The organism is Stenotrophomonas sp. B1-1, from assembly GCF_010894375.1.
Taxonomy (GTDB): domain Bacteria; phylum Pseudomonadota; class Gammaproteobacteria; order Xanthomonadales; family Xanthomonadaceae; genus Stenotrophomonas.
The window spans coordinates 93,437-106,243 of sequence record NZ_JAAIUZ010000027.1; the positions used below are offsets into that span (position 1 = coordinate 93,437).

Annotated in this window: 7 protein-coding genes; all 7 read left to right on the forward strand. The window is 65.7% G+C overall.

What is annotated here, in order from left to right; translation table 11 throughout:
- Nucleotides 1–28 precede the first annotated feature (28 nt).
- The 7 genes from G4G00_RS18655 (at nt 29) to G4G00_RS18685 (ending at nt 12,039) form a co-directional block, all read left to right on the forward strand.
- A complete protein-coding gene (locus G4G00_RS18655) occupies nt 29–3,085 on the forward strand; it encodes a TonB-dependent receptor (protein ID WP_164275652.1) in 3,057 nt (1,018 codons plus the stop codon).
- Between the two features lie 236 nt (nt 3,086–3,321).
- Nucleotides 3,322–4,929 (forward strand): glucoamylase family protein, encoded by a 1,608-nt coding sequence (locus tag G4G00_RS18660; RefSeq protein WP_108750094.1) that lies wholly within the window; start codon nt 3,322–3,324, stop codon nt 4,927–4,929.
- A gap of 4 nt (nt 4,930–4,933) precedes the next feature.
- Nucleotides 4,934–6,277, forward strand: coding sequence for a sugar ABC transporter substrate-binding protein (locus tag G4G00_RS18665; RefSeq protein ID WP_240336187.1), 1,344 nt, complete (start codon nt 4,934–4,936; stop codon nt 6,275–6,277).
- Nucleotides 6,274–7,155: a sugar ABC transporter permease gene (locus G4G00_RS18670; RefSeq protein WP_108750093.1), complete on the forward strand. Its 882-nt coding sequence runs from the start codon at nt 6,274–6,276 to the stop codon at nt 7,153–7,155. Before G4G00_RS18665 ends, G4G00_RS18670 begins: the two co-directional genes overlap by 4 nt.
- Nucleotides 7,152–7,988: a carbohydrate ABC transporter permease gene (locus G4G00_RS18675; RefSeq protein WP_108750092.1), complete on the forward strand. Its 837-nt coding sequence runs from the start codon at nt 7,152–7,154 to the stop codon at nt 7,986–7,988. The genes G4G00_RS18670 and G4G00_RS18675 overlap by 4 nt, the downstream gene beginning before the upstream one ends.
- A complete protein-coding gene (locus tag G4G00_RS18680; RefSeq protein WP_164275658.1) occupies nt 7,985–11,152 on the forward strand; it encodes a discoidin domain-containing protein in 3,168 nt (1,055 codons plus the stop codon). Before G4G00_RS18675 ends, G4G00_RS18680 begins: the two co-directional genes overlap by 4 nt.
- Before the next feature lie 56 nt (nt 11,153–11,208).
- A complete protein-coding gene (locus G4G00_RS18685) occupies nt 11,209–12,039 on the forward strand; it encodes an endonuclease/exonuclease/phosphatase family protein (RefSeq protein WP_240336188.1) in 831 nt (276 codons plus the stop codon).
- The last annotated feature ends 768 nt before the right edge of the window (nt 12,040–12,807 follow it).

The window sequence follows — 12,807 nt, forward strand, 5'->3', positions numbered from 1 at the left end:
GCGGGACCACCACCCGGAGATTGAGTTGATGATGCATTCCACCATCCGCACGCCGGCACGCCGGCTGCTGAGCACCGCCCTGGTCAGCTGCCTGATGTTGGCCGCTGCCCCGAACGTGATGGCGCAGTCGGCCAACGCCAGCCTGCGCGGCCAGGTGTCCGGCGCCCAGGCCGGCGCCGAAGTGACCGCCACCAACGTGGCCACCGGTTCGGTACGTCGTGGCACCGTGCGTGCCGACGGCAGCTACTCGCTGATGGGCCTGGACCCGGGCACCTATGACGTGGTGGCCAACGGCCAGACCCAGAAGGTCACCGTCACCGTGGCCTCCACCGCCACGCTGAACTTCAGCGAAGCGGCCGCCACCGGCGGCGGCACCACCGCGGCCACCAACCTGGACACCGTGAACGTGGTCGCGCCGACCCTGCTGCAGGAAGTGCGCACCTCCGAAGTCGGCAAGACCGTCAGCCTGCAGCAGATCCAGACCACCCCGCAGGTGTCGCGCAACTTCCTGGAGTTCGCCGACGCCGTGCCGGGCATGATCTTCACCCGTGATGCCAAGGGCAACACCTCGCTGCGCGGCGGCGCCACCAATGCCGACGGCACCAACGTCTACATCGACGGCGTGGGCCAGAAGAGCTACGTGAAGGGCGGCGGCGTGGCCGGCCAGTCCGGCAGCGCCGGCAACCCGTTCCCGCAGCTGGCCATCGGCGAATACAAGGTCATCAGCGGCAACTACAAGGCCGAGTACGGCCAGGTGTCCAGCGCCGCGGTGACCGCCGCGACCAAGTCCGGTACCAATGAATTCAAGGGTGAGGCGTTCTACCGCTACACCGACGAAGACATGCGCGCCAAGACCCCGGCCGAGCGCCAGGCCGGCCAGGAAAAGATGGTTTCGGCCGAGAAGGAATACGGCTTCGCCCTGGGCGGCCCGATCGTCAAGGACAAGGCCCACTTCTTCGTGACCTACGAAGCCAAGCGCTTCGACCTGCCGGTCACCATCGCGCCGGACGGTGCGGTGACCAGCAGCGTGGGTCTGCTGCCGGCTGACGGCGCTGCCGGCCTCGGCCCGGCCAGCCAGCCGTTCCAGCAGGACCTGATCTTCGCCAAGGTCGACTTCGAGCCGACCGACAACGATCGCATCGAGTTGACCTTCCAGGACCGCGACGAAACCCAGCAGCAGTTCAGTGGCCAGACCTCGCCGGAAGCCGGCCGTGAAGTGGTCAACACCGATCGCCGCTATGCGCTGCGCTGGAACCACAGCGGTGAGCGTTACTACAACGAATTGATGGTCACCCACGAAGATTCGTTCAACAACCCGACCCCGCTGACCCTGGCCAACGGCATCACCTACACCGCGCCGGACGGCACCGAAGACCGCACCATCGTCAAGGTCGGCGGCGCTTCGGCACTGGATTCGCAGGTGAAGGGCCAGAAGGGCTGGTCGATCGAAGACAACCTGACCCTGGACGGCATCCAGTGGGCGGGCGACCACACCATCAAGATGGGCGTGAAGTACAAGGAAATCGATCTGTACGCGTCTGACGCGGCGCAGATCAACCCGACCTTCACCTACACCCTGGGCGATCCGGACTTCCCGTCGGACATCCCGTACAAGGCACAGTTCGTCAAGCCGGTCACCGGCGTGTCGGGCGTGTCCGGTGAAGTGCGTTCCAAGGCCAAGCAGCTGGGTCTGTTCATCCAGGACGACTGGCAGGTCAACGACCACCTGCAGATCAACCTGGGCCTGCGCTGGGACTACGAAAAGAACCCGGCTTACCTGGACTTCGTGACCCCGCAGCAGGTGGTGGACGCCATCTACTCGCAGGACCCGCGCGCTGCCGCCGGCCAGACCTACGCCGATTCGCTGGCGCTGGGCGGCCTGGACATCAGCGATTACATCAGCAACGGCCACAACCGCAAGGCGTTCAAGGATGCCTGGCAGCCGCGCCTGGGCTTCTCGTATGACATCAACGCCGACGAGCAGCACGTGATCCACGGTGGTGCCGGCCGTTCCTACGACCGCGACCTGTTCGACAACCTGCAGCTGGAAACCACCAAGCTGGCCCTGCCGCAGCCGACCATCTACTTCCGCAACCCGGCCACCGGCACCTGCATCAACGGCCAGGCCGCCTGCTACGACTGGAACCCGAACCTGCTCAACGGCATCGGCAACCTGCAGGCCCTGGTGGGCGCCACCAGCAATGCCGGTCTGGAAGTGGACCTGCTGAACAACAAGCTGAAGGCCCCGTACTCGGATCAGTTCAGCCTGGGCATGAGCAACCAGATCGGTGACTGGCTGACCGACGCCACCATCGCCCGTACCCTGAGCTACGACGGCTTCGCCTTCACCCTGGGCAACCGTTACCCGACCGGCCAGTTCTTCGATGACCCGCGCCTGTGCGGCGGCACCGACCCGGGCCTGAGCCAGGCCTGGAGCTGCAACGTGCCGGGCTTCGGCAGCCTGATCATCGGCCAGCAGGGCATCAAGACCCGTGCGACCCAGGTGCTGCTGTCGGCGCAGAAGCCGTTCACCAAGGAAAGCGGCTGGGGCACCTCGATCGCCTACACCTGGACGACCGCGCGCCACAACCGCGACATCAACGAGAAGTACGCGTTCGACCGCGGCCTGATCGGCGATTACCCGACCATCCGTTCCAACGGCGCGCCGCGCCACCGCCTGGTGGTGACCGGTTCGTACGCGGGCTTCTGGGGCATCACCTTCGGCGGCAAGATCACCCTGGCCACCCCGACTGCCGTCAACGACTGGTACGGCATTCCGCAGGCCAGCGGCTACACCCTGCCGACCCCGCAGGCCGCCGTGCCCAACGCCAATGGCAAGTTCCTGATCGGTGGCAAGGTGTTCGGCTACCGCTCGGTCGACCTGCAGGCCACGAAGACGTTCAAGATGCCGGGTGATACCGAGCTGTACGCTCGCCTGGACATCATCAACGTGTTCAACTTCGACAACTTCTCCAGCTACAACTACATCAAGAGCAACGGCAAGCTGGAAGCCAGCTACAACGAGACCGGTGACATCATCGGTACGCCGCGCCAGATCAAGGCCGAAGTGGGCTTCCGCTTCTGATGATCGCGCTTGGTACCGCCGGTTCGCCGGCGGTACCGGTTGTGCAATGGCCGGCCGTGATGGCCGGTCCATTGCCCATGCCAGTGCGCCGCGACTGCACGGTGCACTGGCATGGGCAATGACGCCGACACCCGGGCCACGTTTTTCGTGGTTTTTTAAGAGTCCGTGCTGTAAACGATTTCAGGTGTTTGGACGTTATGCTCTTCCATCGAACAGCCCACCGGAGGAACCGCGCCATGCAGGCACGCCACCTGTTGACCGCCGCTGCGATGACCCTGGCCATCGCCGCCTGCAAACCGGCCCAGCAGGAAGCGCCGGCCAAGCCCAAGCCGCAGGTGATCCTGGTCGAGGCCGACGCACCGCCGCGGCCGATGAAGCCGGAACTGCCGCCGCTGTTCGACGATATCGAGCGCCGCACCTTCCAGTTCTTCTGGGATACCACCAATGAACTGAACGGCCTGACCCCCGACCGTTACCCGTCGCGTCCGTTCGCCAGCATCGCCTCGGTGGGCTTCGCGCTGACCGCCTACCCGATCGGCATCGAAAACGGCTGGGTCAGCCGCAACCAGGCCATCGACCGCACCCTGACCACGCTGAAGTTCTTCCGCGATGTGCCGATGGGCCCGCAGCGCACCGGCAAGGCCGGTTACAAGGGCTTCTACTACCACTTCCTGGACATGCAGGAAGGCCGTCGCTACGACAGCTGGGTGGAACTGTCCTCGGTGGATACCGCGCTGCTGATGATGGGCGTGCTGTTCGCCCAGTCGTACTACGACGGCGACGACCCGCGCGAAAAAGAGATCCGGCAGATCGCCGACAGCCTGTACAAGCAGGTGGACTGGCCGTGGCTGCAGCAGCGCGCACCGCTCATCTCCATGGGCTGGTTCCCCGAAAGCGGCTTCATCGACCACGACTGGATGGGCTACAACGAAGCGATGATGGTCTACATCCTCGCCCTGGGCTCGCCCAGCCACCCGGTCAGCCCGGATGCGTGGACCGTGTGGACCCGCACCTACGACAACGACTGGGGCGTCTACCAGGGCCAGGAGTACCTGTCCTTCGGGCCGCTGTTCGGCCACCAGTACAGCCACGTCTGGATCGATTTCCGCGATATCCAGGACGCGTACATGCGCGAACGCGGCAGTACCTACTTCCTCAACAGCCGTTCGGCGGCGCTGGCCCAGCGTGAGTACGCCATCGCCAACCCGATGAACTGGAAGGACTACGGCGAGAACGTGTGGGGCCTGACCGCCAGCGATGGCCCGCAGAACACCACCCAGGAATACCGCGGCGAGCAGCGCCAGTTCCGCCATTACTCCTCGCGCGGCGCAGGCCTGCGCGAGAACTTCGACGACGGCACCATTGCCCCGACCGCGGCGGTGTCCTCGATCGTGTTCGCGCCCGAGGAAGTGATCCCGGCCACGGTGGAGATGCACAAGCGCTACGGCGACTACATCTATTCCAGCTACGGGTTCCTGGATTCGTTCAACCCCAGCTTCAACTACGACATTCCGATCAAGACCGGGCGCCTGGTGCCCGACCGCGGCTGGGTCGCCAGCGATTACATCGCCATCGACCAGGGCCCGATCCTGACCATGATCGCCAACTACCGCGATGATTTCGTCTGGGAAGTGATGAAGAAGAACCCGTACATCCGCAAGGGTCTGGAGCGGGCAGGGTTCAGTGGTGGCTGGCTGGCGCCGGAAGGCGAGTTCCAGCCGCTGCAGCTGCAGAAGGATGAGAAGGCCGCGGCGGCGCGCGCGGTGGGTATCGCAGAATCGCGCGCGGCCGCCGCGCAGGAACAGAAGAACAATGCCAACCGCAACACTGGACAGGGGAAGTAAGCCGGTGCATCCCTGGACCCATCGCCTGCGCCGCTGGGCGCTGCCGCTGCTGGCCGTGCTGGCCATTGCCGGCTGCGCCCGCACCGAGCCGGGCACCACCACCGTGCGCTTCTGGGCCATGGGCCGCGAAGCCGAAGTGGTCAGCGAGCTGATCCACGAGTTCGAAGCCGAGAACCCCGGCATCAAGGTGGATGTGCAGAACATTCCGTGGACGGCCGCGCATGAAAAGCTGCTGACCGCCTTCGCCGCCGATGGCCTGCCCGATGTCTGCCAGCTCGGCAACACCTGGGTGCCCGAGTTCGCCGAACTGGATGCATTGACCCCGCTGCAGCCGTTCGTGCAGCGCTCGAGCGTGGTCGATCCGCAGGATTATTTCCAGGGCATCTGGGATACCAACGTGATCCACGGCGAGCTGGTGGGCGTGCCGTGGTACGTCGATACGCGCCTGATCTACTACCGCAAGGACCTGCTGGCCAAGGCCGGTTTCGACCACCCGCCGCGCACCTGGGCCGAGTGGGACCAGCAGATGGCCGCGATCAAGAAGATGCAGGGGCCGAACCGCTATGCGGTGCTGATGCCGATCAACGAATTCGAACAGCAGCTGTCGCTGGCACTGCAGCAGCCCGACCCGCTGCTGCGCGACGATGACACCCGTGGCAACTTCGCCAGCCCCGGCTTCCGCCGCACCCTGGCCTTCTACTCGAACATGTTCGAGCAGGGCTGGGCGCCGAAGATGTCCGAGACGCAGATCTCCAACGTCTGGGATGAGTTCTTCCGCGGCTTCAACGTCTTCTACATCTCCGGGCCCTGGAACATCCGCGAGTTCAAGAAGCTGCAGCCCAAGGAACTGGAAGGGCAGTGGGGCACCGCTGCGCTGCCGGGCCCGGACGGTCCGGGCGCGGGCATCGCCGGTGGCACCAGCCTGGTGATCTTCCGCAAGTCGCAGCAGAAGGAAGCCTCGTGGAAGCTGATCGAGTTCCTGTCGCGGCCGGAAATCCAGGCCCGCTTCCATTCCATCATCGGTGACCTGCCGCCGCGTCGCAGCACCTGGAACGCACCTTCGCTGGCCGGTGATCCGCTGGCTGCGGCCTTCCGTGACCAGCTGGAGCGGGTCAAGCCCACGCCGAAGGTGCTGGAGTGGGAGCGCATCGTGCAGGAAATGCGCATCGTCACCGAAAAGGTGGTGCGCGGTGGCCTGCCGCAGGACAAGGCCGTGGAAGAGCTGGACCAGCGCGTGGACAAGGTGCTGGCCAAGCGCCGCTGGATGCATGAACAACAACGCCTGCAGGGCGGCGGTGCGCAGGCACCTGCCGATGCGCCGGCCGCAGCGGCCGGGAGCCCGCAATGAAACGTACTTCGCTTGCCGGCTGGATCTTCGCCGGCCCCTCGCTGATCGTGCTGGGCCTGTTCTTCGGCCTGCCGGTGGCCTCGGCGCTGGCGCTGAGCGTGACCGACTTCGATCTGTATGCCTTGTCCGACAGCAGCAACCTGCGGTTCGTCGGCCTGGGCAACTACATCGATCTGCTGCAGACCCCGATGTTCTGGAAGTCGCTGTGGAACACCACCTACTTCGTGCTGATCGGCGTACCGCTGTCGATCGGCGTGTCGCTGGGCGCGGCGATGCTGCTGAACGCACCGGCGGCGCGCTTCAAGGCGCTGTTCCGCACCGCACTGTTCGCCCCGGTGGTGACCACCCTGGTGGCGGTGGCGGTGATCTGGCGCTACCTGTTCCACACCAGCTACGGTCTGGTGAACTACGGCCTGGGCCACATCGGCATCAGCCCGATCGACTGGCTGGGTGACCCGAACTGGGCCATGCCCACCATCATGCTGTTCGCCGTGTGGAAGAACTTCGGCTACAACATGGTGATCTTCCTGGCCGGCCTGCAGGCCATTCCGCATGACCTGTACGAGGCCGCGCGCATTGATGGTGCCTCGCGCTGGAAGCAGTTCCTGCACATCACCCTGCCGATGCTCGGCCCGGTGCTGCTGGTGGTCGGGGTCATTACCGTGTCCGGTTACTTCCAGCTGTTCGCCGAACCCTACGTGATGACCCGCGGCGACCCACTGCAGAGCACCGTCAGCGTGCTGTATTTCATGTTCGAGGAAGGCTTCAAGTGGTGGAACCTGGGTCGCGCCTCCGCGGTGGCGTTCCTGCTGTTCCTGATCATCCTGGCGGTGACCACCGTGATGCTGCGTTTCGGCCGCAAGAGGCAGTTGGTATGAGTCGTGAAATCGGCCAGTCGCGCTGGCACCCGTGGATGGTCAATGGTGCGTTGCTGGTGCTGGCCCTGGTCAGCCTGGCACCGCTGCTGTGGATGGTCTCGGTCTCGTTCATGCCACAGGGCGAGGCCACCCATTTCCCGCCGCCGTTGCTGCCCTCGCACGTCACCACGCGCAACTACCTGGAGTTGTTCGCGCGCACCGGCATGGGCGGCAACTTCGCCAACAGCCTGCTGGTATCGCTGGCCATCACCCTGGGTTCGCTGCTGCTCAACACCATGGCCGGCTACGCCTTCGCCAAGCTGAACTTCGTCGGCCGCGAGCGCCTGTTCCAGGTGCTGATGGCCGCGCTGGTCATCCCGGCGCAGGTGGCCATGCTGCCGCTGTTCCTGCTGATGAAGCAGCTGGGCCTGGTCAACAGCTTCGGCGGCGTGATCGTGCCGGCCCTGGCCAGCGTGTTCGGCATCTTCCTGGTGCGCCAGTACGCCCGCTCCATTCCCGATGAGCTGCTGGAAGCAGCGCGCATCGACGGGGCAGGGGAGCTGCGCATCTTCTTCCAGATCGTGCTGCCGATGCTCAAGCCGGTGCTGGTCACCCTGGCGATCTTCACCTTCATGGGCGCATGGAACGATTTCATGTGGCCGTTGATCGTGTTGACCGACCAGGAGCACTACACTTTGCCGGTGGCACTGGCCACCCTCTCGCGCGAACACATCATGGACGTGGAAATGATGATGGCCGGCGCGGTGGTCACCGTGGTTCCGGTGCTGGCCCTGTTCCTGGTGCTGCAGCGATACTACATCCAAGGTCTGTTGCTGGGGAGTGTGAAGGGATGAAGCGTGCGATCGCCGTTGGATTGGGCCTGCTGTGGTCTTCCCTGGCGATCGCCGCACCACCGGCGCTGCCCGCGCCGAAGGTGCTGGATGACTTCGACGACATCGGCGCATGGAAACTGGTGCTGTCCGACCAGGTCAGTGGTTCGCTGCGCCCGGTCACCGCACCGGGCGGTGGCCGCGCGCTGTGCCTGGATTACGACTTCCACAAGGTCTCCGGCTATGTGGGCCTGCGCCGTGCGCTGAACATCGAATACCCGGTCAATTACCGCTTCGGCTTCCAGCTGCGCGGCGATTCGCCGGGCAACGACCTGCAGTTCAAGCTGATCGACGCCAGCGGTGACAACGTGTGGTGGGTCAACCGCCCCGGTTACAGCTTCCCCAAGGCCTGGACGCCGGTGGAGTACCGCCGGCGCCAGATCGACAAGGCGTGGGGGCCGTCGCCGGACAAGGAGATGGCGCGCAGTGCCGCGGTCGAGTTCACCATCTACAGCAAGGTGGGTGGGCGCGGCACCGTGTGCTTCGACAAGCTGACCCTGCAGGGCCTGCCGGCGCAGGACACCTCGCCGCTGCACCCGGCGGTGATTGCTGATACCGCGCCTGCGCTGCAGGACCGCATGATCGACGGCAAGAGCGATACCTTCTGGATCAGCGGCGGGGTCAAGCAGCAGACCATCAGCCTGGATCTGCACGACACGCGCGAGATCGGCGGGGCGGTGATCGACTGGCTGCCCAGCCTGGAAGCGACCCGCTACACCGTGCGCACCTCGCAGGACGGCCGCGACTGGCGCACCGTGCGTGAGGTGACCAATGGTGGCGGTGGCCGTGATTGGCTGGCGCTGCCCGACACGGACGCGCGCTATGTGCGCTTCGACCTGCAGGGCGGCCCGAACTGGCGCTACGGCATCCGCGACATCGCGCTGAAGCCGCTGGCCTTTGCGGCCACGCCCAACGGGTTCCTCTCGTCGGTGGCAGCAGACCTGCCGCGCGGCGCGCTGCCGCGTGCCTTCGTGGGCGAGCAGCCGTACTGGACCCTGCTGGGTCTGGATGGCGGCCAGGAACAGGCGTTGATCAGCGAGGACGGCGCGCTGGAGCCGGCGAAGGGCAGCTTCAGCATCGAGCCGTTCGTCCGCCTGGATGGCAAGCTGCTGGACTGGTCCAACGTGGCCATCACCCAATCGCTGCAGGACCGCTACCTGCCCATCGCCAACGTCGATTGGGTGCATGAAAAGGCCGGGCTGTCGGTCACCGGTTTCGTGCAGGGCACGCCCGAGCGCGCGCAGCTGATCGGCCGCTACCGCTTGAGCAACCCGGACAAGGTGGCGCACGAATACACCCTGGCGCTGGCGATCCGGCCGTGGCAGGTGAATCCGCCGACCCAGTTCCTGAACACCACAGGTGGCTTCAGTCGCATCGACAGCCTGGACGTGGGCGAGCAGCTGGTGCGCATCAATGGCGAGCCGCGGGTCTATCCGCTGCAGGCGCCCGATGCGCGCTTCGCCACCACGTTCGATGGCAAGCTGGACGCGATGCACCTGGCCAGCGGCAAGCTGCCCGGCACCACGGCGGTGAAGGACAGCACCGGGCTGGCCTCCGGCGCCTTGCTGTACACCATCAAGCTGGAGCCGGGGCAGAGCCGCGAAGTGGCGGTGGTGCTGCCGCAGACCGGCAGCTGGGCGCCGCAGGCGCTGGACGTGGCCAAGGCACAGCAGCAGGTGGCCGCGCAGTGGCGGCAGAAGCTGGGCGTGGTGTCGCTGCAGGTGCCGGCCGCCGGCCAGCCGCTGGTGGAAACCCTGCGCACTGCCGTCGCGCACATGCTGATTTCCCGCGTGGGACCGCGCCTGCAGCCGGGCACGCGCTCCTATGCGCGCAGCTGGATCCGCGATGGCGCGATGATTTCCGAGGGTCTGCTGCGCATGGGCCGAAGCGATGCGGTGCGTGACTATGTGAACTGGTACGCGCCCTTCCAGTTCGAGAACGGCAAGGTGCCGTGCTGCGTGGATGCACGCGGCAGCGACCCGGTGCCGGAGAACGACAGCCATGGCGAACTGATCTACAACATCGCCGAGTACTGGCGCTACACCGGCGACGGCACCTTCCTGGAACTGATGTGGCCGCACGTGCAGGGTGCCTACCAGTACATGGAACAGCTGCGCGCCAGCGAGCGCACCGAAGAGAACCGTGCGCGCAATCCCGCGTTCTACGGGATGATGCCGGCTTCGATCAGCCACGAAGGCTATTCGGCCAAGCCGATGCATTCGTACTGGGACAACTTCTGGGCGCTGCGCGGTTACAAGGACGCGGCGATCATCGCTGCGCAGCTGGGCAAGGTCGAAGCAATGCAGATCAGCGAATCGCGCGACCAGTTCCGTGATGACCTGCAGGCATCGCTGCAGTCGGCCATGCAGCAGCACCGCATCGACTTCCTGCCCGGTTCGGCCGAGCTGGGGGACTTCGATGCCACCTCCACCACCATCGCCCTGGCCCCCGGCGGCGAGCAGGGGCGCCTGCCGCAGCCCGCACTGGACAGCACGTTCGAGCGCTACTGGAACGAATTCGTGGCGCGCCGCGACGGCAAGCGCGAATGGAAGGATTACACCCCGTACGAGTGGCGCAACGTGGCCGCGTTCGTGCGCCTGGGCTGGCGTGACCGCGCCTGGCAGGCCAGCCAGTTCTTCTTCAAGGACCGCGCGCCGCAGGCCTGGAACCAGTGGGCCGAAGTGGTCTCGCGCACGCCGCGCACGCCGTTCTTCGTGGGCGACCTGCCGCATGCCTGGGTGGCCTCGGACTTCGTGCGCTCGGCGCTGGACATGTTCGCCTACAACCGCGATGTGGATGACGCGCTGGTGCTGGCCGCAGGTATTCCCACCGCCTGGTTCCAGGGCGAGGGCATTGCCGTGCAGGGCCTGCGCACCCCGCAGGGGCAGCTGAACTACCGCCTGCAGCGCAACGACAAGCAGCTGGTGCTGGACGTGCAGCCGGGCCTGCTGCCGCCGGTGGGTGGCGTGGTGCTGCCGTGGCCCTACAGCGGCGAACCCGGCGCGGCCACGGTCAATGGCGAGCCGGCCGAATGGGTGGACAACGAACTGCACGTACACGCGCTGCCAGCGCGTGTGGAAATTGAAGTGCCCAGTGCGGTGCGCCGCGGCGAACGCAAGGGGCAGTAAACATGGCGTTGAAGCAGGGGAGAGCGCGCGTGGCACTGCGCGCCCTGGGGTTGGCCATGGCACTGGCATTGCCCGCGTGGGCGACGGCGCAGCAGGCAGGTGAACCTGCCGTTGCGCAGGCATCGACCGCGCCCGGCATGGGCATGGTCACCTTCAACCTGCACCATGACCGCGAAGACTGGCCGACCCGGCGGCGCACGATCGTGGCCGAGCTCAAGCGCCTGCAACCCGATGCCATTGCACTACAGGAAGTGATCCAGCGCCGCAACGTGCGCAACCAAGCCCAGTGGCTGGCCAGCCAGCTCGGTTACAGGTACGTCTTCGTATCCACCGATCCGGTGGGTGCGCCCAAGCGTTATGGCAACGCCCTGCTGACCCGGCGCCCGATCCTGGCCCACGGCGAGCACCTGCTGCAGCCGTTGGATGACTACCGCACCGTGGCCCACCTGCGCATCGACGTGGACGGGCAGGCGGTGAACGTCTATGCCACGCATCTGAACGAGCGCAGTGACGAGCGCGGCCAGGGCATCCGCCGCAGCCAGGTGGAGGACCTGCTGCGCTTCATCACCGAAACCTCGGCCGGTGCGCCGGTGGTGATTGCCGGTGACTTCAACGCGCTGGTGGATGCCGGCGACCTGAGCGAACTGCGCAGCCACTACGGTGACAGCTACGGCAGCGTGCACGTGAACACCGACCTGGCGGCGGTCAGTACCTTGAACCGGCACTATTACCAGGCGCCCTCGCGCATCGACCACATCTTCTTCCAGCAGGACCGGATGGTCGCGCGCGAAGCCAAGATCCTGTTCGACCAGCCCGACGACAGCGGTCGCTGGGCGTCGGACCACTACGGCGTGTGGACCCGCCTGCAGTTCGCCCCGGCCCGCTGATGCCACGGGGCTTCATGCTCTGGTAGGTGCCAACCTTGGTCGGCACGGCCGCACCTGCGCGCGGTGAAGCATAGGCGCTCTGGTAGGTGCCGACCTTGGTCGGCACGGACGCATCCGCGTGCGGTGAATCAAAGGCGCTCTGGTAGGTGCCAACCTTGGTTGGCACGGACGCATCCGCGTGCGGTGAATCAAAGTGCCAACCAAGGTTGGCACCTACCAAGCAGGCACGGGCGCATCCGCGCGCATTGAATTCATGGCAATGCCGCACCCGCTCTTGCTCCGGTAGGTGCCGACCTTGGTCGGCACGGACGCACCTGCGCGCGGTGAATCAAAGTGCCAACCAAGGTTGGCACCTACCAAGCAAGTCCGTCTCCGCGTGCGGTGAATCAAAGGCAGTTCCGCACCCGCGCTCTGGTAGGTGCCGACCTTGGTCGGCACGGACGTATCCGCGTGCGATGAATCAAAGTGCCAACCAAGGTTGCCACCTACCAAGCAAGTCCGTCTCAGCGCGCGGTGAATCAAATGCGCTCTGGTAGGTGCCGACCTTGGTCGGCACGGACGCATTCGCGTGCGGTGAATCAAAGTGCCAACCAAGGTTGGCACCTACCAAGCAAGCACGGACGCACCTGCGCGCGGTGAAGCAAAGGCGCTCTGGTAGGTGCCGACCTTGGTCGGCACGGACGCATCCGCGTGCGGTGAATCAAAGTGCCAACCAAGGTTGGCACCTACCAAGCAAGCACGGACGCACCTGCGCGCGGTGAAGCAAAG